This is a genomic window from Streptomyces verrucosisporus (assembly GCF_017114865.1).
Taxonomy (GTDB): Bacteria; Actinomycetota; Actinomycetes; order Streptomycetales; family Streptomycetaceae; genus Streptomyces; species Streptomyces fenghuangensis.
This window is the reverse complement of the sequence record NZ_JADEYH010000023.1, coordinates 41204-66748: the sequence shown is the minus strand read 5'-3', so window position 1 is coordinate 66748 and position 25545 is coordinate 41204. Positions and strand designations below refer to the sequence as shown.

General features: G+C 72.1%; 23 protein-coding genes, 1 pseudogene and 1 riboswitch. Of the genes and pseudogenes, 13 read left to right on the top strand and 11 right to left on the bottom strand.

Annotated features, from left to right (window positions below):
• Window positions 1-58: 58 nt before the first annotated feature.
• The gene (locus tag IQ279_RS21700; RefSeq protein ID WP_206350673.1) at window positions 59-772 is read right to left on the bottom strand and encodes a M50 family metallopeptidase; all 714 of its coding nucleotides are present in this window, start codon (window positions 770-772) and stop codon (window positions 59-61) included.
• Between the two features lie 231 nt (window positions 773-1003).
• Between IQ279_RS21700 and IQ279_RS21695 the strand changes: the two genes are divergently transcribed.
• The 7 genes from IQ279_RS21695 to IQ279_RS21665 all read left to right on the top strand — a co-directional run bounded on the left by IQ279_RS21695 (window position 1004) and on the right by IQ279_RS21665 (window position 6888).
• A complete protein-coding gene (locus IQ279_RS21695) occupies window positions 1004-1819 on the top strand; it encodes an SOS response-associated peptidase (protein WP_206350650.1) in 816 nt (271 codons plus the stop codon).
• A 4-nt stretch (window positions 1820-1823) separates the two neighbouring features.
• Entirely contained in the window at window positions 1824-2510 is a 687-nt protein-coding gene (locus tag IQ279_RS21690) for an alpha/beta hydrolase family protein (protein ID WP_372445204.1), read from the top strand.
• Between the two features lie 266 nt (window positions 2511-2776).
• Window positions 2777-3448 carry a sigma-70 family RNA polymerase sigma factor gene (locus IQ279_RS21685; RefSeq protein WP_206350649.1) on the top strand — a complete coding sequence of 224 codons (672 nt, stop codon included), beginning with the start codon at window positions 2777-2779 and terminating at the stop codon, window positions 3446-3448.
• A complete protein-coding gene (gene rsrA, locus IQ279_RS21680; protein WP_206350648.1) occupies window positions 3445-3807 on the top strand; it encodes a mycothiol system anti-sigma-R factor in 363 nt (120 codons plus the stop codon). The genes IQ279_RS21685 and rsrA overlap by 4 nt, the downstream gene beginning before the upstream one ends.
• 427 nt (window positions 3808-4234) lie before the next feature.
• Window positions 4235-5233, top strand: coding sequence for a tetratricopeptide repeat protein (locus IQ279_RS21675; RefSeq protein ID WP_206350647.1), 999 nt, complete (start codon window positions 4235-4237; stop codon window positions 5231-5233).
• 85 nt (window positions 5234-5318) lie between these two features.
• Window positions 5319-5951 carry a peptide deformylase gene (gene def / locus IQ279_RS21670; RefSeq protein WP_206350671.1) on the top strand — a complete coding sequence of 211 codons (633 nt, stop codon included), beginning with the start codon at window positions 5319-5321 and terminating at the stop codon, window positions 5949-5951.
• Window positions 5952-6150: 199 nt separating this feature from the next.
• Window positions 6151-6888 (top strand): D-Ala-D-Ala carboxypeptidase family metallohydrolase, encoded by a 738-nt coding sequence (locus IQ279_RS21665; protein WP_206350646.1) that lies wholly within the window; start codon window positions 6151-6153, stop codon window positions 6886-6888.
• 118 nt (window positions 6889-7006) lie between these two features.
• Here IQ279_RS21665 and IQ279_RS21660 read toward each other — a convergent pair whose 3' ends face one another.
• The 5 genes and pseudogenes from IQ279_RS21660 to IQ279_RS21640 all read right to left on the bottom strand — a co-directional run bounded on the left by IQ279_RS21660 (window position 7007) and on the right by IQ279_RS21640 (window position 12674).
• Window positions 7007-8044 (bottom strand): ribonucleotide-diphosphate reductase subunit beta, encoded by a 1038-nt coding sequence (locus IQ279_RS21660; RefSeq protein WP_206350645.1) that lies wholly within the window; start codon window positions 8042-8044, stop codon window positions 7007-7009.
• Window positions 8035-10497 carry a ribonucleoside-diphosphate reductase subunit alpha gene (locus IQ279_RS21655; protein ID WP_206350644.1) on the bottom strand — a complete coding sequence of 821 codons (2463 nt, stop codon included), beginning with the start codon at window positions 10495-10497 and terminating at the stop codon, window positions 8035-8037. Before IQ279_RS21655 ends, IQ279_RS21660 begins: the two co-directional genes overlap by 10 nt.
• 123 nt (window positions 10498-10620) lie before the next feature.
• Window positions 10621-10767, bottom strand: a riboswitch (cobalamin riboswitch).
• Between the two features lie 90 nt (window positions 10768-10857).
• Window positions 10858-11393 (bottom strand): annotated as a pseudogene (locus IQ279_RS21650) (GNAT family N-acetyltransferase).
• Between the two features lie 128 nt (window positions 11394-11521).
• Complete coding sequence (locus IQ279_RS21645) at window positions 11522-11815, bottom strand: DUF3311 domain-containing protein (protein WP_206350643.1); 294 nt, start codon at window positions 11813-11815, stop codon at window positions 11522-11524.
• 70 nt (window positions 11816-11885) lie between these two features.
• Window positions 11886-12674, bottom strand: a complete 789-nt coding sequence (locus tag IQ279_RS21640; RefSeq protein WP_206350670.1) for a GntR family transcriptional regulator — start codon at window positions 12672-12674, stop codon at window positions 11886-11888.
• A gap of 358 nt (window positions 12675-13032) precedes the next feature.
• Between IQ279_RS21640 and IQ279_RS21635 the strand changes: the two genes are divergently transcribed.
• The 5 genes from IQ279_RS21635 (at window position 13033) to IQ279_RS21615 (ending at window position 19895) form a co-directional block, all read left to right on the top strand.
• A complete protein-coding gene (locus IQ279_RS21635) occupies window positions 13033-14331 on the top strand; it encodes a sugar ABC transporter substrate-binding protein (RefSeq protein ID WP_206350641.1) in 1299 nt (432 codons plus the stop codon).
• A 115-nt stretch (window positions 14332-14446) separates the two neighbouring features.
• Window positions 14447-15442 carry a carbohydrate ABC transporter permease gene (locus IQ279_RS21630; protein WP_206350640.1) on the top strand — a complete coding sequence of 332 codons (996 nt, stop codon included), beginning with the start codon at window positions 14447-14449 and terminating at the stop codon, window positions 15440-15442.
• A complete protein-coding gene (locus tag IQ279_RS21625) occupies window positions 15439-16347 on the top strand; it encodes a carbohydrate ABC transporter permease (RefSeq protein ID WP_206350639.1) in 909 nt (302 codons plus the stop codon). The genes IQ279_RS21630 and IQ279_RS21625 overlap by 4 nt, the downstream gene beginning before the upstream one ends.
• A gap of 10 nt (window positions 16348-16357) precedes the next feature.
• Window positions 16358-17902 carry a glycoside hydrolase family 3 protein gene (locus tag IQ279_RS21620; protein WP_206350638.1) on the top strand — a complete coding sequence of 515 codons (1545 nt, stop codon included), beginning with the start codon at window positions 16358-16360 and terminating at the stop codon, window positions 17900-17902.
• Window positions 17903-18410: 508 nt separating this feature from the next.
• Window positions 18411-19895 (top strand): GAF domain-containing sensor histidine kinase, encoded by a 1485-nt coding sequence (locus IQ279_RS21615; protein ID WP_206350637.1) that lies wholly within the window; start codon window positions 18411-18413, stop codon window positions 19893-19895.
• A 188-nt stretch (window positions 19896-20083) separates the two neighbouring features.
• On the opposite strand, the gene IQ279_RS21610 is transcribed toward IQ279_RS21615, so the two are convergent.
• Entirely contained in the window at window positions 20084-20341 is a 258-nt protein-coding gene (locus tag IQ279_RS21610; RefSeq protein WP_028427873.1) for a WhiB family transcriptional regulator, read from the bottom strand.
• 316 nt (window positions 20342-20657) lie between these two features.
• Entirely contained in the window at window positions 20658-21626 is a 969-nt protein-coding gene (locus IQ279_RS21605; protein WP_206350636.1) for a diacylglycerol/lipid kinase family protein, read from the bottom strand.
• Window positions 21627-21749: 123 nt separating this feature from the next.
• On the opposite strand from IQ279_RS21605, the gene IQ279_RS21600 reads away from it, so the two are divergent.
• Window positions 21750-22190, top strand: a complete 441-nt coding sequence (locus IQ279_RS21600) for a hypothetical protein (protein ID WP_206350635.1) — start codon at window positions 21750-21752, stop codon at window positions 22188-22190.
• Window positions 22191-22251: 61 nt separating this feature from the next.
• Here the strand turns inward: IQ279_RS21600 and IQ279_RS21595 are convergent, their stop codons facing one another.
• The 3 genes from IQ279_RS21595 to IQ279_RS21585 all read right to left on the bottom strand — a co-directional run bounded on the left by IQ279_RS21595 (window position 22252) and on the right by IQ279_RS21585 (window position 25123).
• A complete protein-coding gene (locus IQ279_RS21595) occupies window positions 22252-23361 on the bottom strand; it encodes an RNA polymerase sigma factor SigF (RefSeq protein ID WP_372445206.1) in 1110 nt (369 codons plus the stop codon).
• The gene (locus IQ279_RS21590; protein ID WP_093847771.1) at window positions 23250-23663 is read right to left on the bottom strand and encodes an ATP-binding protein; all 414 of its coding nucleotides are present in this window, start codon (window positions 23661-23663) and stop codon (window positions 23250-23252) included. The genes IQ279_RS21595 and IQ279_RS21590 overlap by 112 nt, the downstream gene beginning before the upstream one ends.
• A 557-nt stretch (window positions 23664-24220) precedes the next feature.
• Window positions 24221-25123, bottom strand: a complete 903-nt coding sequence (locus tag IQ279_RS21585) for a 1-aminocyclopropane-1-carboxylate deaminase/D-cysteine desulfhydrase (protein ID WP_206350634.1) — start codon at window positions 25121-25123, stop codon at window positions 24221-24223.
• Window positions 25124-25545 lie beyond the last annotated feature (422 nt).

Sequence of the window (25545 nt, the reverse complement as noted above, 5' to 3'; positions counted from 1 at the left end):
GGCGGAACGCCGCGGGCACTCGCCCCGGGCCCCGGGGCGAGTGCCCGCGGCGAGGTCGTCAAAGCCCCAGCAGCCACCGTCCGCCGCCGGTCAGCGAGCACAGCGCGACGGCGTGGAAGAGCAGCAGCCACAGCGGCGCGGGCGCGTTCGTCAGCCGCGCGAGCTGGTCGGCGTCGGAGTCCGGCGCCTCGCCCCGGCGCCGCTTGCCCTGGAGTTCGAAGACGGGCCGCACGCCGCCCAGCAGCAGGAACCACACCACCCCGTACGCGAACGCCGCCTGCACCTCGGTCCCGGCGAACCACGACACCAGGAAGAACACCCCGCCGGTGAGGACGACGGTGAGCACCCCGTAGGCGTTGCGCACCATCACCAGCATCGCCAGCAGCAGAGCCGTGGCCCCCCACAGCAGCGCGGTGACGTGCCCGGCGGCCAGCAGCCACGCCCCCGCCAGGCCGAGCAGCGACGGCGCGGTGTATCCGGCGGCGGCCGTCAGCACCATCCCGATCCCGTTCGGCCGCCCCCGGGAGACGGTCAGCCCGGAGGTGTCCGAGTGCAGGCGTATGCCCTCCAGCCGCCGCCCGGTCAGCAGCGCCACGATCCCGTGCCCGCCCTCGTGGGCGATGGTCACCGCGTTCCGCGCCACGCGCCACGGTCCCCGTGCGGCGACGACGGCCAGGGCCACCAGGCCGGTGGCCGCCACGACCGCGAACGACGGGTCGGGCTGCGTCCCGACGACGCGGTCCCAGACTTCGGCGATGCCGTCCGTGTCCATGCTCATGCCCGGCCGCCCCCTCCTCTTCTTCCTGCGGCTTCCCCCGCGGTCCGTCGTGCCCGTCGCGTCCGCCTCGGCCTGTCGCGGCCCGTTCCGCCCCGTTCCGCCGCCCCGCGCGCCGTGCTCGTCCGGCCGCGAAGCGGTGTTCCGCAGTGTGCCATGGCCCTTGTCCGGAGCCCGTGCGGCCGTTCACCGTGCCACCGGCCGCACGGGCGTGGCAGGGTGGCGTACATGTGCGGACGGTATGCGGCGAGCCGATCGGCCGGTGAACTGGCCGGGCTCTTCGGAGTGGAGAAGCGGGATCCGGCCGAGGAGCTGGCGCCCGACTGGAACGTGGCCCCGACCAAGCAGGTGTACGCGGTGCTGGACCGGCCGCTGAAGGACAGCGGTGATCCGCGTCCCGTGCGCCAGCTCCGGACGCTGCGCTGGGGGTTGGTGCCCTCCTGGGCGAAGTCCCCGGACGTGGGCGTGAAGATGATCAACGCACGGGCCGAGACGGTGCACGAGAAGCCCTCCTACCGCCGCCCCTTCACCGCCCGGCGCTGCCTGCTGCCCGCCGACGGGTACTACGAGTGGGTCACCGGGACGGCCGAGCGGCAGGAGGAGGAGAAGGGCAGGCGGAAGCGGCCGCGCAAGCAGCCGTACTTCGTGACCCCCGCCGACGGCTCGGTGATGGCGATGGCCGGGCTCTACGAGTTCTGGCGGGACAGGACACTGCCCGAGGACCACCCCCGGGCCTGGTGGACCACCTGCACGGTGATCACCACCGAGGCGCAGAGCGAGCCGTTCGCGGGCGCGGACGGGGACGGGCCGCGCTCCCTGGCCGACATCCACCCCAGGATGCCGCTGGTGCTCACCCCCGACCGCTGGGACGCCTGGCTGGACCCGGCCCGCACCGACGCCGAGGACGTGCGCGGACTGCTGGTCCCGCCGCCGGCCGGTGCCATGCGGGCCTATCCGGTGCGCGGCGAGGTCAGCAACGTGCGCAACAACGGGCCCGAGCTGCTGGAGGAGCTTGACGCGCCCGAGGCCGGAACGCTGTTCTGAGCCGGTGAGCACCGACAACACCGGCAGTACCGGCACCGCAGGCGCCGCAGGCACGGACACGGACACGGACACCACCGAGGAGGTCGCCACGCCGGCCGGTCCGGCCCGGATCACCTGGCGGCGCGCCGCCCGGCCGCGGCTGCTCCTCGCGCTCGGACACGGCGCCGGGGGTGGCGTCGAGGCGCGGGACCTGCGGGCCCTGGCGGACGTGCTGCCCGCGCACGGCGTATCGGTCGCCCTGGTCGAGCAGCCCTGGCGGGTGGCGGGGAGGAAGCTGGCGCCCGCGCCCGGGAGGCTGGACGAGGGGTGGCGGGCGGTGTGGCCCGCTCTGGAGAGGGACGGGCTGCCGGTCGTCTCCGGGGGGCGCAGCGCCGGGGCGCGCGTGGCATGCCGGACCGCCGCCGAACTGGGTGCGCGCGCCGTGCTCGCGCTCGCCTTCCCCCTGCATCCCCCGGGGAGGCCGGAGCGGTCCAGGGTCGGAGAGCTGCTGGACGCGGGGGTGCCGACCCTGGTCGTCCAGGGCGGGCGCGATCCCTTCGGGCGGCCCGGCGAGTTCCCCGAGGGCACGGAGGTCGTCGAGGTGCCCGGGGGCGACCACGGCTTCGCCGTGCCGAAGAGGGCGGCACTCGGCCAGGAGGAGGCGCTCGGGGTGATCACCGGCACGGTGCGCGAGTGGCTGGCGCGGGAATGATCCCCCGCCCGCGCGTGTTGTCCTGCTGCAGGACACGTACGGACCGAACACGCGCGAGGAGAGGGAGTCCACCCGACATGGGTTCGATCGCATGCCCGTCCCGCCCTGTGGGTACCCGTGCCACAGCCGCCCAGGTCGACTGGGCGACACTGAGGCTCGCCGGACCCGTCGGGGACGTCCCCTTCCAGGCGGCGGAGGGGACGGACCGTCGTCTATTCTCCGGTTCGAATGGGTCCGGCAACGGACTCGAAGCCGCATCGGAGGAGGTGGGTCCGGTCGCCGCGACCGACGACGCCGCGCCCAGGGAACCCGTGGAGACGGACGCCGAACGGAGCGCCCGCTTCGAACGGGACGCCCTCGCCTTCCTGGACCAGATGTACTCCGCCGCGCTGCGCATGACGCGCAACCCCGCGGACGCGGAGGACCTGGTGCAGGAGACGTACGCGAAGGCGTACGCGTCCTTCCACCAGTTCCGCGAGGGCACCAACCTCAAGGCGTGGCTGTACCGCATCCTCACCAACACCTTCATCAACTCGTACCGCAAGAAGCAGCGCGAACCGCAGCGCAGCGCGGCCGAGGAGATCGAGGACTGGCAGCTCGCGCGCGCCGAGTCGCACATGTCGACCGGGCTGCGATCGGCCGAGTCGCAGGCGCTGGACCGGCTGCCCGACTCGGACGTGAAGGAGGCGCTCCAGGCCATCCCCGAGGAGTTCCGGATCGCGGTCTACCTCGCGGACGTCGAGGGGTTTGCGTACAAGGAGATCGCGGACATCATGGGGACGCCCATCGGCACGGTGATGTCCCGTCTGCACCGTGGCCGCAGGCAGTTGCGCGGCATGCTGGAGGACTACGCCCGCGAGCGCGGGCTGGTCCCGGCGGGCGCGAACGGCGCCGCCGCACCCGAGGAGTCGCACGACCGGAAAGGCTCGGGCTCATGAGTTGCGGAGAGCCGCACGAGACGGACTGCGCTGAGGTCCTGGACCACCTGTACGAGTACCTGGACCGCGAGATGCCCGACGGCGATCTGACGAAGTTCAGGGAGCACTTCGAGGAGTGCTCGCCGTGTCTGGAGAAGTACGGCCTGGAACAGGCCGTGAAGAAGCTGGTCAAGCGGTGTTGCGGTCATGACGAGGTGCCCGGCGGCCTGCGGTCGAAGGTGATGGGCCGCATCGAGCTGATCCGCGCCGGCCAGGCCGTGCCGGAGCAGCCCGTGGTGGAGCCCGGGGCGGGCCGGCCGGAACAGTCCCGCACCGCTCCCCTGGGGAGCCCGGGCGAGGCCGGCGGGGAACGGACCTGAGGGCCGCGGGTGCGCAGCCCGCACCCGCCCTCCGCATCGCATCGCACCGCCTCCCGTACGCCCGTTGCCCCGGCCGTGAGTTCCGGCGCGGACGTCCTCGCGCCCGCTGTGCGCCGCGTCGCCTCGCACCCGCGCCCGCACCCGCACCACATCACCCGAACGTGTTAACCCGCTCGGCTTCCGCCTGGCTGTGACGCGGGCGTTCGGAGGTCCCCCCGCGCCGCCGCGCCGGGCGTGTCCCCGCGCCCGGACCGTTCGGTACCCGACGACCGACGGGTAATGAGCGCGCACCCGGGTGGGCATGGTTGGATGCGAACCGGGAACCGCGGCTGGGAGAAGATCGCGGCACGGACACCGCGGCGGGGACCGCGAGAAGACGGCCGCGAGGACGGTCGGGAGCAGCAGGCGGGAGTCAGGCGGGAACATCGTGAGGATCTTCGGCAAGGCAAGGCACCGGCCCTCCGCCGACTGGCGGATGGCCACCGACCGCGCGTTCACGCTCATCGGTGACGGGCGCTACGAGGACGCCGGCACGCTGCTGACCCGTGCCGCCGATCTGGAGCCGTGGCTGTCGGAGTCCTGGTTCAATCTCGCGCTGCTGCACAAGTTCCGGCACGACTGGGAGCAGGCGCGCGCGGCCGGACTGCGCGCCGTCGCGCTCCTGGACCGGTCGGCCGGGGCGCCCGACTGGTGGAACGTGGGCATCGCGGCCACCGCGCTGCAGGACTGGGCCCTGGCCCGGCGCGCCTGGCAGGCGTACGGCCTGCGGGTGCCGGAGACGGCGGCCGCCGGCGACGACGCCCGTACCGGCCCGCCGGCCGGCATGGATCTGGGCAGCGCCGCGGTGCGCCTGTCGCCGGAGGGCGAGGCCGAAGTGGTGTGGGGGCGGCGGCTGGACCCGGCCCGCATCGAGGTGCAGAACATCCCGCTGCCGTCGTCCGGGCGCCGCTGGGGCGAGGTGGTGCTGCACGACGGTGTGCCGCACGGCGAGCGGACCACGGCCGCGGGCCACGCCTATCCGGTCTTCGACGAGATAGAACTCTGGGCGCCCTCGCCGGTGCCCACCTGGGTGGTGCTGCTGGAGGCGGCGACGGAGACGGACCGGGACGCGCTGGAGCGGCTGGCGGCGGACGCGGGCTTCGCGGCCGAGGACTGGTCCTCGTCGGTGCGGCTGCTGTGCCGCTCCTGCTCGGAGAGCCGGATGCCCAGCGACGAGGGCGAGGGCGCCCCCCGGCACGATCCGCACGACCACAGCGTCCCCGGGCGCCCGGGGCCGCTGGGGCACATGACGTCGGGAGAGCTGTGGGTGCCCGAGCGCGAGTGCGGGCTGGCGGCACCGGCGTCCCTGGTACGGGGGCTGCTGGACGGCTGGGTCGCCGACAGCCCGGACACCCGTGAGTGGCGGGACCTGGAAGAGGTCTGCTGACACCGGACGGCCGCGCACGGAGCCGGGAGTCTGCCCGTACTCTGTACGGGTCGTGGTGGAGCACCGAGGAAGGCGTACGGCGAAGATGGCGGAGCAGGAGACCGGGCAGCGGGTGGACGACGAGGGGTTCGTCGTCGACACGGAGGACTGCGAGGAGCGCGAGCGGACCCACCGCGAGCGCGGCACCGCCCGTCCGATCACCGTCGTCGGCAACCCGGTGCTGCACCGGGAGTGCCGGGACGTCACCGAGTTCGACGGCGAACTGGCCAAGCTGGTCGACGACATGTTCGCCAGCCAGCGCGCGGCGGAGGGCGTCGGCCTGGCCGCCAACCAGATCGGCGTCGACCTGAAGGTCTTCGTCTACGACTGCCCGGACGACGAGGGCGTGCGGCACGTCGGTGTCGTCTGCAACCCCGTGCTGGAGGAACTGTCCGCCGATCGGCGGGTGCTGGACGACTCCAATGAGGGCTGTCTGTCGGTGCCGGGCGCGTACGCATCGCTCGCGCGCCCCGACTACGCCGTCGTGCGCGGGCAGGACGCCGAGGGCAGGCCGATCACGGTGCGCGGCACCGGGTACTTCGCGCGCTGCCTCCAGCACGAGACCGACCACCTCTACGGCCGTCTCTACATCGACCGCCTCTCCAAGCGTGAACGCAAGGACGTGCTGCGGCAGATGGCCGAGAACACCCCGCGCTACGAGACGGTGCCCAACGACTGAGCGGTGCCGCGGTGTTCGCGCGGCGGCCGTGCGGCGGCCGTGCGGCGCGGGTCCCCGGGCCCGCGGGCCGGTGGTGAACGGCGTATGACGGTGGGCGGGCCTCCAGTGGCCCGCCCATTGGCATTTCCGGAAGCGTGTTGACGCGGGTAGACCTTCTCCGCCACCCTCAAAGTCCCCACTGTTCCAACACGGAGGCACCATGCTCAGAGGCACCGTCCGTCTCATCCTCAGTGTTGTCATGCTCGCGGCAGCGGCACTGGTCGGCACGGTCACCACCGCGGGCACGGCCCAGGCCGACACCTGCTACACCTGGAACCGCACCCTCTCCCAGGGCATGTCCGGCTCGGACGTCGCCGAACTCCAGGTGCGCGTCTCCGGCTACCCCGGCTACGGCAACGTGCTCGCCATCGACGGCTCCTACGGCCCGGCCACCGCCGCCGCCGTCAAGCGGTTCCAGGCCGCGTACGGCCTGTCGGCCGACGGCGTCGCCGGCCCGCAGACCTTCAGCAAGATCTACGCCCTCCAGGACGCCGACTGCACCCCGGCCCACTTCTCCTACGCCGAGCTGAACCAGTGCAACTCCACCTGGAGCGGCGGCGCGGTGAGCGCGGCCACGGCCAAGCGCAACGCCCTGATCTCCATGTGGAAGCTGGAGGCGATGCGCCACGCCCTGGGTGACGCGCCGATCCGGGTGACCAGCGGCTTCCGCTCCTACTCCTGCAACAGCGCGGTGGGCGGCTCCTCCAACAGCCGCCACCTCTACGGCGACGGCGTCGACCTCGGCGCGGGCTCGCACACCCTGTGCAGGATGGCGCAGCAGGCCCGCTACCACGGCTTCCGGGGCATCCTCGGCCCGGGCTACCCCGGCCACAACGACCACACCCACGTCGACCACCGCTCCAGCCGCTTCTGGTCCGCGTCCAGCTGCGGCATCTGACCGAGCCCGTCCCTCCGGAACGGCGCCCTCCGGAACGGCGCCGCCTGGAACGGCGCCCGCCCCCGGAGAGCCCCGCACGGGGCTCTCCGGGGGCACGCGTCCGCCCGGAGGGGGAGACCTAGAAGTCGTCGTCGAAGGAGACCGACCCCTCGACCGCGACCTGGTAGGCAGAGGCGCGGCGCTCGAAGAAGTTGGTCAGTTCCTGGACGTTCTGCAGCTCCATGAAGGAGAACGGGTTCGACGCGCCGTAGCGGGCGGGGAAGCCCAGCCGGACCAGACGCTGGTCCGCCACGCACCGCAGGTACTCGCGCATCGACTCGGTGTTCATCCCCGGCAGACCCTCGCCGCACAGGTCCCGGGCGAACTGCAGCTCTGCCTCGACGGCCTCCTCCAGCATCTCCTCGACCTGCCGCCGCAACTCGTCGTCGAACAGCTCGGGTTCCTCCTGGCGGACGGTGTCCACCACGTCGAAGGCGAACGCCATGTGCATCGACTCGTCGCGGAAGACCCAGTTGGTGCCGGTGGCCAGCCCGTGCAGCAGGCCGCGGGAGCGGAACCAGTAGACGTAGGCGAAGGCGCCGTAGAAGAACAGGCCCTCGATACACGCCGCGAAGCAGATCAGGTTCAGCAGGAAGCGGCGGCGGTCGGACCGGCTCTCCAGGCGGTCGATCTTCTCGACCTCGTCGATCCACTTGAAGCAGAACCGTGCCTTCTCCCGGATGGATTCGATGTTCTCCACCGCGGCGAAGGCGGCGGCGCGTTCGTCCGGGTCGGGCAGGTAGGTGTCCAGCAGGGTCAGGTAGAACTGGACGTGCACGGCCTCCTCGAACAGCTGCCGCGACAGGTACAGCCGCGCCTCGGGCGAGTTGATGTGCTTGTACAGCGTCAGCACCAGGTTGTTGGCCACGATCGAGTCGCCGGTGGCGAAGAAGGCGACCAGCCGCCCGATCAGGTGCTGCTCTCCGGGGGAGAGTTTCGCCAGATCGGCCACGTCGGAGTGGAGGTCCACCTCCTCCACCGTCCAGGTGTTCCTGATCGCGTCGCGGTAGCGCTCGTAGAAGGCCGGGTAGCGCATCGGCCGCAGGGTGAGCTCGAAGCCCGGGTCCAGCAGGTTCCGGGAAGCGGGGGTCTCGGGAGCGGTGGCGGTCACTGGCATGCCTCGCAGGACTCGGGGTTCTCCAGGGAGCAGGCGGCGGCACCGGCGGCCGGCGCCCCCCGCTCCACGGAGACGGGTACGGATTCGGGGGAGTCGGGGGCGGGAACGGCCGCGGACGTGCCGCCCGCCGCCCGCGCGATACGGGTCGCGGGGCGCGAGCGCAGGTAGTACGTGGTCTTCAGGCCGCGCTTCCAGGCGTAGGCGTACATCGAGCTGAGCCGGCCGATGGTCGGTGAGGCCATGAACAGGTTGAGCGACTGGCTCTGGTCCAGGAACGGGGTGCGGTCCGCGGCCATGTCGATCAGGGCGCGTTGCGGGATCTCCCAGGCCGTGCGGTACAGCGCACGGACCTCCTCCGGGATCCAGGGCAGCTCGGCCACCGAGCCGCTGGACTCGCGCAGCGCCTCGCGGGTGCGCTCGTCCCACAGGCCCAGCCGTTTGAGGTCCGCCACCAGGTAGGAGTTCACCTGGAGGAACTCGCCGCTGAGCGTCTCGCGCTTGAAGAGGTTGGAGACCTGCGGCTCCACGCACTCGTAGACGCCCGCGATCGAGGCGATCGTCGCGGTCGGCGCGATCGCCAGCAGCAGCGAGTTGCGCAGGCCCGAGGCGGCGATCCGCTCCCGCAGCGCGGCCCAGCGCTTTGGCCAGGTGATCTCCGCCTGCGGGTAGTGGTCGACGTGGAGCACGCCGCGGGCGGCGCGGGTCGCAGGCCAGGCCGGGTGCGGTCCGTGGCGCTCGGCGAGGCCGGCGGACGCCTCGTAGGCGGCGAGCATGATCCGCTCGGAGATGCGGGTGGACAGCCGCCGGGCCCCGGGGGAGTCGAAGGGCAGGCGCAGCCGGAAGAACACGTCCTGCAGACCCATCAGCCCCAGACCCACCGGACGCCAGCGGGAGTTGGAGTCCGAGGCCTGCCCGGTCGGGTAGTAGTTGACGTCCACGACGCGGTCGAGGAAGAGCACGGCGGTGCGGACGGTGGCGTCCAGCCGCTCCCAGTCCAGCTCCTCACCGGGGCGCGGGTCCCCGCCGGCGGGGTCGCGCAGATGGGCGGCGAGGTTGACCGAGCCCAGGTTGCACACGGCCGTCTCGCCGTCGTCGGTGACCTCCAGGATCTCGGTGCAGAGGTTGGAGGAGTGGACGGCGCGGCCCGGCCCGGCGGTCTGGTTGGCCGTGCGGTTGGCGGTGTCCTTGAAGGTCATCCAGCCGTTGCCGGTCTGGGCGAGGGTGCGCATCATCCGGGCGTAGAGGGTGCGCGCCGGAATCGTCCGTACCGCCAGCCCGGCCGCCTCCGCCCGGCGGTAGGCGGCGTCGAACTCCTCACCCCACAGGTCCACCAGTTCGGGGACGTCGGACGGGGAGAACAGCGACCAGTCGGTGTCCGCCTCGACCCGGCGCATGAACTCGTCCGGGATCCAGTTGGCGATGTTGAGGTTGTGGGTGCGGCGGGCCTCCTCGCCGGTGTTGTCGCGCAGTTCGAGGAACTCCTCGATGTCGGCGTGCCAGGTCTCCAGGTAGACGCAGGCCGCGCCCTTGCGCCGACCGCCCTGGTTGACGGCCGCGACCGAGGCGTCCAGGGTCCGCAGGAACGGCACGATGCCGCCGGAGTGGCCATTGGTGCCGCGGATCAGCGAACCGCGTGAGCGGATCCGCGAAAAGGACAGCCCGATGCCGCCGGCGTGCTTGGACAGGCGCGCGACCTGGTGGTAGCGCTCGTAGAGCGAGTCCAGCTCGTCCCGGGGGGAGTCCAGCAGGTAGCAGGAGGACATCTGGGGGTGCCGGGTGCCGGAGTTGAACAGGGTGGGGGAGGAGGGGAGGTAGGACAGCGTGCTGGTGAGCCGGTACAGCTCGGCGACCTCCTCCAGCGCCCGCTCGGAGGAGTCGGCGGCCAGCCCGCAGGCCACGCGCAGCAGGAAGTACTGCGGGGTCTCGATCACGGCGCGGGTCACCGGGTGGCGCAGCAGGTAGCGGGAGTGGAGCGTGCGCAGTCCGAAGTAGCCGAAGCGGTCGTCGGCGCCGCCGGCGAGGGCGTCCGCGGCCAGCGCGTCGAGCCGCCACGCGTGCTCGGCGACGAAGCCGGCCGTGCGGTCGGCGATCAGCCCCTGCCGGTGGCCGACCGCCACCGACGCGGAGAAGGACACCGCGCCCTGCCCGGCGGCCTCCTGACGGATCGCCGGGGCGAGCAGCCGCGCCGCGAGCCGCGAGTACTCGGGCTCCTCGGCGATGAGGCCGGCCGCGGCCTCGGTCGCCAGGGAGCGCAACCGGGCCTCGTCCGCGCCGGGGTGGCGCCCGCGCAGCGCGGCGGCGGCGACCCGCCCGGGGTCGGTGGCGGGCAGATCGGCGGCGAGCTCCGCCAGGGTGCGCAGCAGCGCCGCGCCCGGGCGCTCGTCCTGTGGTGCGCGGGCCGGTGCACCGGCCGGTGCACCGGCCGTGGCGGGCTCCGCTGATGAGATGGTCACTCGGTGCTTCTCCCTCGTGGGCCGGCGGCCCCGGGGGGAGGAGGAGCAGGCGCGTACGGGCACACCCGGCCGGAGGAGGGCGCACCGCTCGCGTCCGCCGGCCCAACCCACGAGGCCCGGACGTGTGAATGAACACCGTCGGCAGGTCCTCGGACTCGCGGCGGACGGCCCTGACCGTGCGAACGACACGGAGGCAGCCCGCCGCACACCGTTGCGGGACAGCTCCGGACTCACACCGGATTCCCCTGCGGCGACAGCGAGATGAGCATACATCTAGTGGTGATCCGGCAAAGCGCCCCTAGATGTTGTGTCGGAGGGTTCCTTGAGTGAGGCGCGGAACCATGGCCGGGCGCCGTGCGCTCACCTCAGGGCCAGGGCGAAGGCCAGCAGGGGGACGTCCTCGACGGGCCGCCAGTCGCGGTCGGGGGTGCGGACGAACCCCAGCCGCTCGTAGAGGCGGTGGGCGTTGTGCATCATGTGCTGGCTGGAGAGCACCAGCCGCTCCAGCCTCAGGGCGCGGGCCCGGTTCACGCACTCGCGCACCAGGGTCTCGCCCACGCCCCGGCCGCGCGCCGGGGGCGTACCGCCAGCATCCGGAGCTCCCCCTCGCCGGGGCGTGCGATCTCCGCGTACTCGCCGCCGTGCACCGCGAAGGTGACGGTGCCCAGAACCTCGCCGCTGCCGCCGCCCGCGCCGCCACCGGTGCCGTCCTCCACGGGGCCCGCGGCCACCAGTAGTTCGGCGTGACCGGCCCGGTGCCGGGCGTCGCGCAGCACGGCGAGGTACGGGTCCTGGGCGCCGAAGTCCAGCAGGCCGTCCCCGAGATACACCCCGGCCGTCAACTCCCCGACGACCTCGAACTCGTGCGGGCGCGCGGCCCTGACGGTGATGTCCATGAAGGTCATCAGGCGGCCTCCCGGCCGCCGTGGCGCAACGGCTTTCCGCCGGCGGGGCACACGCGGCACTCGGGGCGCGGCGCACGGGGCGCGGACGCGGGGCGGTGGGCCGGAGCCGCCCGCGGCCCTCACCGCTCCCCGTCCCCCGCGGTCTGTCCCGCTCCCCCGCGTTCCGCGGTCCGCCGTGCCGCCCGGTCGCGCCGCACCAGTACGTGCGCGACGGCCATCAGCGCGGCGGAGAGGGGCACCCAGAGCAGCTGGTACCAGTAGAAGAAGGGGATCCCGGCGAGGACCGGCTCGGCCCTGGCATACGAGCCGACCCACAGCATCGCCGCGAAGGGCGCGAGCAGGCAGGCGCCGATCGCCACCCGCGCCGGTGTGACGACCGGGAGGGGGCCGGGGGTCTTCGGTGGTACGGGCATGGCTGGGGTTTCGTCCTTCCGGATCGCCGTGGCCGCGGCGGACGGTCCGGGCCGGTGGCCGGCCCCGCGCTCACCGCTCCCGGCCGGGGCGCTGGAGGCGGGCGACGAACTTGTAGCGGTCGCCGCGGTAGACCGAGCGCACCCACTCCACCGGCTCGCCCTCGGTGTCGCGCGAGTGCCGGGAGAGCATCAGCATCGGCAGGCCGACGTCCGTGCCCAGCAGGCCCGCCTCGCGCGGGGTGGCCAGGGAGGTCTCGATGGTCTCCTCCGCCTCGGCGAGGTGCACGTCGTACACCTCGGCCAGGGCCGTGTAGAGGGAGGAGTACTTCACCAGGCTGCGGCGCAGGGCCGGGAAGCGCTTCTGCGACAGGTGCGTGGTCTCGATGGCCATCGGCTCGCCGCTGGCCAGCCGCAGCCGCTCGATGCGCAGGACGCGGCCCCCGGAGGGGATGTCGAGCAGTCCGGCGAGCCGGTCGTCGGCGGTGACGTAGCCGATGTCCAGCAGCTGGGAGGTGGGCTCCAGTCCCTGGGCGCGCATGTCCTCGGTGTAGGAGGTGAGCTGGAGCGCCTGGGCGACCTTGGGCTTGGCCACGAAGGTGCCCTTGCCCTGGATGCGTTCCAGCCGTCCCTCGACGACCAGTTCCTGGAGCGCCTGGCGCACGGTGGTGCGGGAGGTGTCGAACTCGCCGGCGAGCGTGCGCTCCGGAGGGACCGGGGTGCCCGGGGGCATCGTCTCGGTCATCTCCAGCAGGTGACGCTTGAGCCGGTAGTACTTGGGCACGCGCGCGGTGCGTCCGGCGGCGCCGCCTCCGGCGGGACGGGCGCCGGCAGCGGTGTTCGTGGCCCCGTCGCTCTCCATCGCGCGCCTTCCCGACTCGTGTCGTGACTTCTCCAGTGCCGTCACCGGCTTCCTCCGTACGTAGCGGATCACATCGTGGCACGGCCGCCGTCCCCGGGGGCGTCCCGGCTCAGATGTCGGTCCGGTAACGGATGCGACCGCGAGCTTTATACACCGTTGACAGCGATATAGGTCTAGGCCAAGCTGCGGGCACTGGTCTAAACCACTACAGGCCAGCCCAGCCCCACGGGCCGTACTCGTCGCATGTCGACGCACCCCGGCGCCCGCCACGCACGGTACGGCAGACGCGGCCATCCGGCGGGAGCGGAGATCTCGGACGGCGGGCGGGGGGACTTCTGGCATCCCGAAGGAGAAGCACGTGAAGCACAAGCTCGTAGCGGCGATCGGTGCCGCGGCGATGATGACCGGCCTCGTCGCCTGTGGCGGGGAGGGTGGGGACAACTCCTCCAAGGCACCCCAGGAGCGCGACGAGACGCTCACCGTCTGGCTGATGAACGACGCCCAGAGCACCTGGCCCGAGCTGGTGAAGGACGTCAACGCCCAGTTCAAGAAGAAGTACCCGAAGGTCAAGGTCAAGGTCCAGTACCAGCAGTGGGGCGACAAGGCCAAGAAGCTCGACACCGCGCTGGGCGGCGACAAGTTCCCCGACGTGGTCGAGCTCGGCAACACCGAGACCATGACCTACATCCTCAACGGGGCCCTCGCCGAGATCGACCCGGAGAAGTACGACAACTCCGACACCTGGATCCAGGGACTGAAGGACACCTGCTCCTTCGAGGGCAAGCTCTACTGCGTCCCCTACTACGCCGGAGCGCGCGTCGCGATCTTCAACCAGGAGATGTTCGACAAGGGCGCGGGCACCAAGGAGCTGCCGCGGACCGAGGACGAGCTGAAGAAGGCGCTGGAGAAGGTCGCGGAGGAGTACGGCGACGACAAGGCGTTCTCCCCGCTCTACCTGCCCGGCCGCTACTGGTACGCGGCCATGTCCTACGTCGCCGCGTACGGTGGCCAGATCGCCGAGTACGACGAGGGCAAGGGCGAGTGGAAGGCCACGCTGAGCACCCCCGAGGCGCGCAAGGGCATCGAGCACTTCGTCAACCTGGTCAACGAGTACAACAACGGTGACCGGACCAAGGACGAGCAGGACCACGCCAACGTCATGGCGAACAAGAAGGCCGCCCTGATCTACGGCAACGGCTGGGAGGCCGGCTCCGTCTTCGGGGGCGAGAACGGCAACCCCGAGCTGGAGGGCAAGATCGCCACCGCCGGCATGCCCGGCCCGAACGGCAAGGCCCTGCCGTCCTTCATCGGCGGCTCCGACCTCGCGGTGATCCAGAAGTCGGAGGCGAAGGACCTCGCCGAGGAGTGGATCTCGCTGTTTACCAGCGAGAAGTCGATGGAGGTCCTGGCCTCCAAGAACATCCTGCCGAACAACACCAAGCAGCTTGAGCCGCTGAAGGAGAAGCCGGAGACCGCTCCGATCGCCAACGCGGTACCGGACGCCTGGTTCACCCCGATCGCCCCCGGCTGGACCGCGATCGAGAGCCAGAACATCCTGGAGAACATGCTGCTGGACATCCTCAAGGGCACCTCTGTGGCCGACGCCACCGAGAAGGCCGACGAGGAGATCGACAAGCTGATCAACAACGAGGTCTGAGCCGCGGCCGGGGGCCCGCACCCCCCGGCCGTCTCTGCGGCAGGCGGGAGCCGCGATTCACGGCTCCCGCCTGCCGCGCCCCTTCGGTGAAGAGAACGAACGGAAGGCCAGCACCGTGACCGCCGCCGACACCAAAGCCGCCGACCCGCCGGCGGCCCCACCGCAGAAGCCGAGGAAGGCCGCCCCCGGGCCGCCGGGGGGCGGAGTGCGTCCCAGCCGGAAACCCCGCCCCAAGCTGCCGTATCTGCTGATCGCCCCGGCGATCGTGGCCATCGGCGCGGTCTTCGGCTACCCGCTGGTCGAGACCGTGATCATGTCCTTCCAGGACATGCGCCGCGCGCACCTGTGGGGCGGCACCACTCCGCCGTGGGTGGGGTTCGAGCAGTTCACCAACATCCTGGGCGACCCGGAGTTCTGGTGGGTCACCTTCCGCACCGTCCTCTTCATGGTCGTCTGTGTGGTGGCGACCATGGGGCTGGGGCTGCTGACCGCTCTGCTGATGCAGCGGCTGTCCACCTGGGTGCGACTGCTGCTCACCGGCGCCCTGGTGGCCGCCTGGTCGATGCCACTGCTGGTGGCGACCTCGATCTTCCGGTGGCTCTCCGACTCCGACTACGGCGTGATCAACAGCACGCTGAGCAAGATCCCCGGTCTGGACTTCCAGGGCCACAACTGGTTCCTCAACCCCTGGCAGGGGTTCACCGTCATCGGCGCGGTGGTGGTCTGGGGAGCGATCCCGTTCGTGGTGGTCACCCTCTACGCCGCGCTCACCCAGGTGCCCAAGGAGCTGGAGGAGGCCGCGCAGCTCGACGGCGCCGGAGTCATCGGGGTCTTCCGCAACGTCACCTTCCCGGTTATCAAGCCGGTCTTCCAGATGGTGGCCACCCTCTCGGTGATCTGGGACTTCAACGTCTTCGGCCAGATCTTCCTGATGCGCGGCAACAAGCCGGAACCCGAGTACGAGCTGCTGGGCCTGTACTCGTTCAGCAAGGCGTTCGACAGCGCCTCGTTCAGCCAGGGCACCGCCATCGCCCTCATCACCGTGCTGCTGCTCTCCGGTGTCGCCGTGTACTACCTGCGCCAGCTCATGAAGACAGGAGAGGTCGAGTGAGCACCTCCGTAACCTCCACCACGCCCGCCAGGGCACCAGAGGCCACCACCGGCAGCACGGGCGTCTACGAGCTGCGCCCCGACCGCAAGAAGCACCGCCTGGTCTACAACGTGCTGGGGCTGGTGATCTTCGCGGTGATGGCCTTCCCGGTCTACTGGCTTCTGGTCAGCGCCTTTCGGCCGAATCACGAGATCCGCAGCTACGACCAGACGCTGTGGCCCAGCTCGTTCACCGTCGACAACTTCGTCCGGGCCACCGAGGCGCCGAACTTCTGGACCGCGATCCAGAGCAGCCTGATCATCTGCGTCACCTCGGTCGCCGGCGCCATGCTGATCGGGACCATCGCCGCCTTCGCCATCGGGCGTTTCGACTTCTACGGCCGCAAGCCGTTCATGACGATCCTCATCCTGGTGCAGCTGCTGCCGCCGACGGCGATGCTCATCCCCATCTACATCCAGCTCAACAACATAGGCGCGCTCAACGAGTACTGGGGCGTGATCACCGTCTACCTGGTGTCCGTCCTGCCCTTCACGACCTGGATGATCCGCGGCTTCGTGATCAACGTGCCCAAGGAGCTGGAGGAGTCCGCGATGGTGGACGGCTGCACCCGGATGGGCGCGTTCTGGCGGGTCATCTTCCCGCTGGTCGCCCCGGGACTGGCCGCGGCGTCCATCTTCGCCCTCATCACCGCCTGGAACGAGTACCTGTTCGCGTACATCCTCCTGCAGGACAACGACAAGTACACGCTCAACGTGTGGCTGATGAACTTCACCACCGACCGCGGCACGGACTACGGCGCCCTCATGGCCGCCTCCGTCCTCATCTCCATCCCCGTCGTGACCTTCTTCATGATCGTCCAGAAGAAGATGGCGGCGGGCCTCACCTCCGGCGCAGTGAAGGGATGACGTCACTCCCATGACGACTCTCACCGGCACCACCGGCAGCACCCTGGTCCGCGACGCACTGGCCGTACTCCAGCCGGGCTTCACCGGCACCACCGCACCCGACTGGCTGCTGCGCCGCCTGGACGAGGGACTCGCGGCGGTGGGCCTGTTCGGCCGCAACATCACATCCCCCGCGCAGCTGGCCGCGCTCACCGCCCAGCTGCGCGGTGTCCGCCCCGACGTACTGGTGGCCATCGACGAGGAGGGCGGCGACGTCACCCGGCTGGAGGCGCGCACGGGCTCCTCCTTTCCCGGCAACCACGCCCTGGGCACGGTCGACGACACCGTGCTGACCCGCGCCGTCGCCCGCGAACTGGGACGCAGACTCGCCGAGTGCGGTGTCAACCTCAACTGGGCGCCCTCGGCCGACGTCAACTCCAACCCCGACAACCCGGTCATCGGAGTCCGTTCCTTCGGCTCCACACCGGATCTGGTGGCCCGGCACACCGCCGCCTGGGTCGAGGGGCTGCAGTCCGCCGGGGTCGCCGCCTGCACCAAGCACTTCCCCGGGCACGGCGACACCTCCGTCGATTCCCACCACGCCCTGCCGCGCATCGACGCGGACCGGGCCACGCTCACGGAGCGCGAACTGGTCCCGTTCCGGGCGGCGGTCGCCGCGGGCAGCAAGTGCGTGATGAGCGCGCACATCCTGCTGCCCGCCCTGGACCCGGCGCTCCCGGCGACGCTCAGCCCGGCCGCCCTGACCGGCCTGCTGCGCGCGCCCATCGGCGAGGGCGGGCTCGGCTTCGAGGGCCTGATCGTCACCGACGGCATGGAGATGCGGGCCATCGCGGCGACCTACGGCATCGAGCGCGGCAGCGTGCTGGCCGTCGCCGCGGGCGCGGACGCCCTCTGCGTCGGCGGTGGGCTGGCCGACGAGGAGACCGTGCTGCGCCTGCGGGACGCCCTGGTACGGGCCGTGGCCGAGGGAGAACTGCCCGAGGAGCGGCTCGCCGACGCAGCGGACCGGGTCCGCGCCCTGGCCCGCTGGGCGGGCGAGGCGTCCGCCCGCGCCGGGGCAGCGGCGCCCTTTGAGCCCGAGGTCGGCCTGGAGGCCGCCCGCCGTGCGCTGAAGGTCACCGTCCGGCAGGACCACACCCCCCTGACCGGGCCGCCGTACGTCGCAGCCTTCACCCCCGTGGCCAACATCGCCGTCGGCGACGAGACCCCCTGGGGACTCGCCGCCGAGCTGGCGGAGCTGCTCCCGGGCACCACGACCGGTTCCTGGGGCCGCGAGCGGGCCGAACGGGCGGGACGGGGCGGACCGGCCGCACAGGTGCTGGAGGAGGCGGCCGGCCGCAGGATCGTCGCGGTGGTACGCGACGTCCACCGGCACCCCTGGATGGCGAACGCCCTGGACGCGCTGCTCGCCGCCCGGCCGGACACGGTGGTGGTGGAGATGGGCCTGCCCCAGGCACCGCCCTGCGGGGCGCTCCACATCGCGACCCACGGCGCCGCCCGCGTCTGCGGACGGGCCGCCGCCGAGGTCATCGCCGGCCGGGAGACCGACGGCTGAGCCGGCTCCCCCCACGACGGCCGGGCCCGCGCCTCCCCTGACCCGCGGGCCCGGCCACCGTCGTGTTCGCCTTCCGTACGCACGCCGCGGGCCGATGCGGGCGACGGCGGGGAGACGGGGGAAAACGGCGGGAGGCGGTGGGGGTGGGGGGCAGAGCGCCGGGGGGAGGCCCTGAGCGGCCCCGGAAGGCCCCGAAGGGGCCAAGGACCCTTGAGACACCCGCGGGCCGCGGCGCCGGGACGGGACCCTCAACCCGTCCGGCACCGCAGCCCGGAGCGATCGGAGACCCGGCGCAGTCAGGGCAGAGAGCGCCCGGTCTCGCTCCGCCCTCCTGTGCGGGGAGGGCGGAAGTCCGCCGCCATTGTGGACTGGACCAAAGGCCCGTGTCCACGCCTTGAACACACCACCGGTTCGCCGGGGCGGCTGCCGTCAATTCTTGCGCACGACGGCGCGTATGCACAGACGTACGACCGGATCGGTCGCCGGTTAGGCTCACACCGTGCCCTCCATGAACGACCTCGTACACCAGCACACCGCTCTCGGCGACTCCGACCTGGAGTGGCTGCACCTGCTGGTCTCCGAGTGGCAGCTGCTGTCCGACCTCTCCTTCGCCGACCTGGTGCTGTGGGTCCCGACCCGTGACGGCACGCGCTACGTCTCCGTGGCGCAGATGCGCCCCAACACCGGGCCAACCTCCTACCAGGACGACATGGTCGGCCATCTCGTGCCCAGAGGGCGCCGGCCGCTGCTGGACGCCGCCCTGGACGAGGGCCGGATCGTCCGCGAGGGCGACCCCGAGTGGCGCGAGGAGGTGCCGGTGCGAGTGGAGTCCATCCCCGTGCGCCGCGAGGGCCGCGTCCTGGGCGTCATCGCCCGCAACACCAACCTGCTGACGGTGCGCACGCCCAGCCGGCTGGAGCTGACCTATCTGCAGAGCGCCTCGGACCTGGCGCAGATGATCGCCGCGGGATCGTTCCCCTTCTCCGACCAGCAGGTCGACATGGACGCCTCCCCCCGGGTCGGCGACGGACTGATCCGGCTCGGCGCCGACGGCGTCGTCCAGTACGCCAGCCCCAACGCGCTCTCCGCCTACCACCGGCTGGGGCTGGCCGCCGATCTGGTCGGGCTGCACCTGGGACAGGCCACCGCCGAACTGGCGCCCTCCCGCGGCCCGGTGGACGAGTCGCTGGTCAAGCTCGCCAGCGGCTGGGCGCCGCGCGAGACCGAGATCGAGGGCAACGGCTGCGTCGTCCAGTTGCGGGCCATCCCGCTCAAACCGAAGGGGGTGCGCATCGGTTCGCTCATCCTGCTGCGCGACGTCACCGAACTGCGGCGCAGGGAGCGGGAGCTGATCACCAAGGACGCCACCATCCGGGAGATCCACCACCGGGTGAAGAACAACCTCCAGACCGTCGCCGCCCTGCTGCGGCTCCAGGCCCGGCGGATCGGCGCGGCCACCGGCGGCACCGCGCGGGAGGCGCTGGAGGAGGCCGTCCGCCGCGTCGGCTCGATCGCGATCGTCCACGAGACGCTCTCCCAGACCCTGGACGAGCGTGTGGAGTTCGACGAGATAGCCGACCGGGTGCTGGCGATGGTCGCCGAGATCTCCCCGGGCATGGTCACCGGGCGGCGTACGGGCCGCTTCGGCGTACTGGCGGCCGAGGTGGCCACCCCGCTGTCCATGGTGCTCACGGAGGTGCTGCAGAACGCCCTGGAGCACGGGTTCAGGCCGGGGGAGCGGGGCACGGTCGAGGTCGCGGCCGTCCGCGGCCCGGGCTCCGGCCGCGGTGAGGGGCGGCTGCTGGTCACCGTGCAGGACGACGGGCGCGGTCTGCCGGAGGACTTCGACGTGCGCACGGCCGGGAACCTGGGGCTGCAGATCGTGAGGACGCTGGTGGAGGGGGAGCTGGAGGGAGGCTTCGACATGCTCCCGGCCCCCGGGGGCGGTACCCGGGTGGTCCTGGACATCCCCGTGGAGCCGGAGAGGCGCTGAAACCCGCCCGGCGGGCCCCGGGGCCCGGTGCCGTGCGCGGCCCGCACGGGGGGCCTGCGCCGGCGCCCGCACAGCACCGAGCCCCGGACCGTGGGCACGGTCCGGGGCTCGGCGTCGTCGTTGCGGTGCGCACTGTGGGCACTGCGCGCTGCGGCTCGGGGGCAGCAGGTGGCGGGGTGGGGTGGGCGTCAGGCAGTGGCCTTGCGCGCCCGGTTGCGGGCGGCGCGGCGCTTCATAGCACGGCGCTCGTCCTCACTGAGGCCACCCCAGACACCGGAGTCCTGGCCGGACTCCAGGGCCCACTGCAGGCACTGCTCCATCACGGGGCAGCGGCGGCAGACGGCCTTGGCTTCCTCGATCTGCAGCAGCGCAGGACCGGTGTTGCCGATCGGGAAGAAGAGCTCGGGGTCTTCCTCGCGGCAAACGGCGTTGTGACGCCAGTCCATGGCTGCTCCATCTCCTACGCGTTGCGGTAATTGCTTGTGAATGTGAACGCTTTCACGAATCCCTCCACAAGGGAAGGGGCATCGCCCGGCTTCGCCGGGAGTGTCCCGAGGGATGAGGAGGTGGATTCGGGGCTCTCAAGGGGGTCGGCGTCGACCGTCCCGATCGCCATGAAGAGACTCGCAAACCTCGGCGGCGGATACAACCCCTTCCGGAAAGTTTTTTTTGATTCCTTGGTGTCGACTAGGTCACAGCCGTACTTCCAGGGGGTGGAACCTGGCCTAAACGTTCGAGTGAAAGGACTTTCACCACATCCGCTTACACAATCACACGCAGTGCACGGCGTACGCCTGTGAACGTCACGCTCGTACGCAGTCCCAGGTGGTCACCGTCCATCTGAAACGGCAGTGGCACCTGTGATTCCAAGGTGAAGTCGGTCAGATCGTGGAGCGAGACCGCGTGCTTGCCGTGCGGGCCGCGTTCGGGCGAGGAGGTCAGCAGCTGGGTGCCGTAGCGGGTCACCGCGGATGGGGTGAGCCGGGTCAGTCCGAGCACGTCGAGGGCGGTGTCGAAGGACGCGCGGGGGGCCGCGTACACCGGGCGGTTGCCCAGATAGGTCCAAGGCGCGGTGTTGCAGACTATGGACAGCGCCAGCTCCTCGACCGGCTCCTCCCCGGGCCTCCGCAGGGTGATCGTCCCATGGCGGCGGTAGGGGTCGCCCAGGAACTGCCGCACCACCTGGCGCACGTAGAGGGCGTGCGTCGAGCGCCTGCCGCCCTCGCGCTTCTGCTCCACCCGGCCCACCACACCCGCGTCGAAGCCGAGGCCCGCGCAGAAGGTGAACCACCGGGGCGGCACCTCCGAGTCCTCCGTCCCCGGCGTACCGGCCGCCAGGCCCAGGCCCACCGTGCGCCCGCCGCCGGAGTGCAGCGCGTCCAGCAGCGCGCCCGTGGCCTCCACCACGTCGTTGGGCAGCCCCAGGGCGCGGGCGAAGACGTTGGTCGAACCGCCCGGGACGACGGCGAGACGGGGGAGGGCGTCGGGGGCGGGGCCGGCGTGCAGCAGCCCGTTGACGACCTCGTTGACCGTGCCGTCGCCGCCGAGCACGATGACCAGCTCGATCTCCCCGCGCTGGACCGCCTGCCGCCCCAGGTCGCGCGCGTGCCCCCGGTACTCGGTGGTGGCGACCTCCAGCTTGAGGTCGCTCGCCAGGGCGTGGATGAGTACGTCGCGGGTGCGGGCACTGGTGGTGGTGGCTGCCGGGTTGACCACGAGGAGCGCGCGCATGGTGTGCAGCGTACCCAGCCGTTCGCGGCCGAGACGGGCGGCCCCGGGACGGGCCGCCGCGAGGCAGGAGCAGGGGCGGTCGGGGACGGGTGGTGGTCCGGCAGACCCCGCTACCCTGGCGTTGTGACCACGGACGCATCCCCCGCAGACGCCCCCCAGTCCCCCCGGCCCGGGCGGATCACCGCCGCGGCCGCCGTGGTGGCGGCACAGGGAGTGGTGGTCGCCGGCCTGGGGGTGACCATGCTGGTCATGCTGCTGACCGGCAGCCGGGCCGACGACACGGTGCAGGCCCTCACCGGAGCCGCGACCGTGCTGGCGCTGGCCGTGCTGCCGCTGGCCGCCGCACGGGGACTGTGGCTGCTGCGCCGGTGGAGCCGGGGACCGGCGGTGATCGTCCAGCTGATGGCGCTTCCGGTGGGCTGGCAGATGGCGCAGAACGGCGGTGTGTGGCTCGCGACCGGAGCGGTCATCGCGCTCACCGCGCTGGCCGTGCTCGGCTTCCTGATGACCCCGGCGGCGGCCGGGGCGCTGGGCGTCGGCCCGCACGGGCCCCGGGACGCCTGACCGGACCGGCAGGCGCCCTGCCCACAGGACTTTCCTGCCGCTCCTCGACGCCCCGCTGCTCCTACTCCTCGATCAGCAGCCGGTCGCGCAGCTGGGCCAGAGTGCGGGCCAGCAGCCGCGAGACGTGCATCTGCGAGATGCCGACCTCCTGGGCGATCTGCGACTGGGTCATGTTGCCGAAGAAACGCAGCAGCAGGATCTTCTTCTCGCGCGGCGGCAGCTCCTCCAGCAGAGGCTTGAGCGACTCCCGGTACTCCACGCCCTCCAGGGCGTCGTCCTCCGCGCCCAGGGTGTCCGCGACGGCCGGGGACTCGTCGTCGGTGTCGGGGACGTCCAGGGAGAGCGTGCTGTAGGCGTTCGCCGACTCCAGGCCCTCCAGGACCTCCTCCTCGGAGATCGACAGCCGCTCGGCCAGCTCGTGGACGGTCGGGGCGCGGCCGTGCTGCTGGGACAGCTCGGCGGTGGCCGTGGTCAGCGACAGCCGCAGCTCCTGGAGCCTGCGGGGCACCCGCACCGCCCAGCCCTTGTCACGGAAGTGCCGCTTGATCTCGCCGACGACCGTGGGGGTGGCGTAGGTGGAGAACTCCACGCCGCGCTCCGGGTCGAAGCGGTCCACCGACTTGATCAGGCCGATCGTGGCGACCTGCGTCAGATCGTCCAGCGGCTCCCCGCGGTTGCGGAAGCGCCGCGCCAGATGCTCCACCAGCGGCAGGTGCATCCGCACCAGGGCCTCGCGCAGCTCGGCGCGCTCCGGGGAGCCCGCCGGGAGGCCGCGCAGTCTGACGAACAGCTCCCGTGCGCCGCTGCGGTCCTGGGGATCCGGCTGGCGGTGCACATAGACGGCCTTCTCGCCGGCCCCTTCGTCATCGCGCATGTCGTGCTGCTGGTCCTCCATGGCAACCGCCCGCTCCGCCCGCCGATCAGGATCGACCGGATGGGGCCGGGCGTGCTGCTCGGGAATGACCGGGCCCACCGCCTTCTCGTGGCGGCCCGTCCGTGTTTCGCTCTCCAGGTCGTTCACACCGACCCCCTTGTCCCGTACCGGCCCGTGTGTGCCGGTCACGGCGCCCCTGGGCCGGCGCCGCGCTTCTTGTGCAGGCTGATGCTGACAGTGCGGTCCTCGGCCACGGCCGAGTCGACCTCGCCGGCCAGTGCGGAGAGCACCGTCCAGGCGAAGGTGTCGCGCTCGGGCGCGCGGCCGTCCGTGGTGGGTGCCGAGACCGTCACCCACAGAGAGTCCCCGACGAGGTTGAAGACGCAGCTCAGCACGCTGCCGGGGACCGCTTGCTGGAGCAGGATGGCGCACGCCTCGTCGACGGCGATGCGCAGATCCTCGATCTCGTCGAGGGTGAAGTCCAAGCGGGCCGCGAGACCGGCGGTGGCGGTACGCAGTACCGAAAGGTAGGCGCCCGCGGCGGGCAGCCGGACCTCGACGAAGTCCTGCGTCCCGGGCTCGCCTGCGATCTGGGACACCCTCACCTCCAAGGTGGCACAAGCTGGTGGCTGCCGTGTACGCCCGCCCGCGACCCCGTCGCGACGGGGCAACAGGTCAACGGACGGGCGTGGCAGATAGTTCGACTGCGACGCTATCGCGATCCGGGGCATGCTGTCGCCCGGGCCGAGGAGGCACCCTTCCTGCGGTCGTCACCCATAGTAAACACATGGGTACTCTCCGTGGCTAGGGGTCTGCGGTGCCCAATTCGTATCCGCTCACGCCGGGTTCACAGCGCCGCGGGGCCGTCGTTTGTTCCCGGTCCTCCGGGGGGCTCGGTGCCCGCTCGGCCGCCGGACCGTCCACTCGTCCACCGGCTCGGAGCCGAGCGGCGCGTGGAAACCGGTGCGGGTTCGTTCCAGTTCAATACCCACCACCGGAAGCGTTCGTAACCCGCCCGGCGCGGACGCGCGAGTTCGGCCGACAGCTCCCTGCCGCGGCCCGCGCCGCGCGGTCGGCCGCGCGCGGAGGAGGGCGTCGTGCGACCGCTCCTCGGTGGCCCCGGTGTGCTTCCGGTGACCGCATCGAGCGGGGAGGGCTAACCGGTGACCACGGCGGCCAGCGTCGTCCCCCGGGGGAAGGCGCCCTCGCCGGCCAGGGCCGCCAGGCCGTACAGCATCTTGGCGACGTACACGCGGTCCAGGCCCGGCAGTCCGTGCCGGGCCTCGAAGCCTCGGGCGAAGGACTCCAGCGCGCCGGTGGTGCGGGCGAAGCCGCCGCAGTGGAAGCGGTCCTCCACCGTCCACGCGCCGCGGCGTCCGCCGAAGGCGGCGTGCTGGAGCCTCTCCACCTCCCCTGTGAGGAAGCCGCCGCGCAGGGCGGCGAAGCCGATCGCGCGCTGCCCGCCGGCGAGCCCCGCGGCGAGGCCGGCGAGGGTGCCGCCCGTACCGCAGGCGACGGCCACCACGTCCGCCGCGCCGCGCAGTTCCCGGCCCAGCTCCGCGGCGCCCCGCACGGCCTCGGCGTTGCTGCCGCCCTCCGGTATGAGGCGGAACGGGCCGAAGCGGTCGCGCAGCGCGGCGGTCCACTCCGGGGTGTTCCTGCGACGGTAGTCCGCCCGCGTCACGAAGTGCAGCCGCATGCCGTCGGCGGCGCAGCGGGCCAGGGAGTCGTTGAGGGGCCGGCCGGCGAGCTCCTCGCCCCGTACGACCCCGATCGTCGACAGGCCCAGCAGACGCCCGGCGGCGGCGGTGGCGCGCAGATGGTTGGAGTAGGCCCCGCCGAAGGTCAGCAGCGTGCGCTCGCCGGCCCGCACGGCGGCGCGCAGATTGGGCACGAGCTTGCGCCACTTGTTGCCGACGAGCTCCGGGTGGATCAGGTCGTCGCGTTTGAGCAGCAGCCGGACTCCGTGGCGTGAGAAGTGCTCGTCGGCGGTCTCGGTCAGGGGGGAGGGGAGGCGCGGGGCGAGGGACTCCGGGGACTCCGGGGGTGTCCGGGACACGGGGGGCCCCTGGGGGGCGGGGTCGGGGACGGGCGGGGGAGGCGGTGCGCTGCTCACTCCGCCATTGTCGCGCCGTTGTGGCACCCCGTGTCACCGGTCGGCCCGGCACGGTGGGACGTCCGTACGGGCGCCGCCGGGGCCGTGTCCGCCGCTCCGTCGTCGCCGAGGCGGCGGCACGCCGACTGCGGATTGCGTTCGTGACGGCAGGCGCCCGCCGGAGGACGGAGGGTCGGGATCTTCCCGAAGCGCACGGAAGAGCGGACCGCCCCTCGGAGGAGCGCGCCCGATGCGGAGACGCAGAGGGCGGAGGTTCCGCCGCCCCTCCAGGAGCGAGTGTGAAATGTGTCATAGGACGCATCGGACTTTTCCTTCCCCAATGCGCCCCGAGCCGGAGGTCGAAGGCCCGCGAGGCGAAGGGGGGT

Bases quoted from the DNA above. Each gene is read 5' to 3' on its own strand.
- IQ279_RS21700 (WP_206350673.1), bottom strand. From the start codon at position 772: ATGGACACGGACGGCATCGCCGAAGTCTGGGACCGCGTCGTCGGGACG.
- IQ279_RS21695 (WP_206350650.1), top strand. From the start codon at position 1,004: ATGTGCGGACGGTATGCGGCGAGCCGATCGGCCGGTGAACTGGCCGGG.
- rsrA (WP_206350648.1), top strand. From the start codon at position 3,445: ATGAGTTGCGGAGAGCCGCACGAGACGGACTGCGCTGAGGTCCTGGAC.
- def (WP_206350671.1), top strand. From the start codon at position 5,319: ATGGCGGAGCAGGAGACCGGGCAGCGGGTGGACGACGAGGGGTTCGTC.
- IQ279_RS21665 (WP_206350646.1), top strand. From the start codon at position 6,151: ATGCTCAGAGGCACCGTCCGTCTCATCCTCAGTGTTGTCATGCTCGCG.
- IQ279_RS21660 (WP_206350645.1), bottom strand. From the start codon at position 8,044: ATGCCAGTGACCGCCACCGCTCCCGAGACCCCCGCTTCCCGGAACCTG.
- IQ279_RS21645 (WP_206350643.1), bottom strand. From the start codon at position 11,815: ATGCCCGTACCACCGAAGACCCCCGGCCCCCTCCCGGTCGTCACACCG.
- IQ279_RS21640 (WP_206350670.1), bottom strand. From the start codon at position 12,674: ATGGAGAGCGACGGGGCCACGAACACCGCTGCCGGCGCCCGTCCCGCC.
- IQ279_RS21620 (WP_206350638.1), top strand. From the start codon at position 16,358: ATGACGACTCTCACCGGCACCACCGGCAGCACCCTGGTCCGCGACGCA.
- IQ279_RS21615 (WP_206350637.1), top strand. From the start codon at position 18,411: ATGAACGACCTCGTACACCAGCACACCGCTCTCGGCGACTCCGACCTG.
- IQ279_RS21610 (WP_028427873.1), bottom strand. From the start codon at position 20,341: ATGGACTGGCGTCACAACGCCGTTTGCCGCGAGGAAGACCCCGAGCTC.
- IQ279_RS21605 (WP_206350636.1), bottom strand. From the start codon at position 21,626: ATGCGCGCGCTCCTCGTGGTCAACCCGGCAGCCACCACCACCAGTGCC.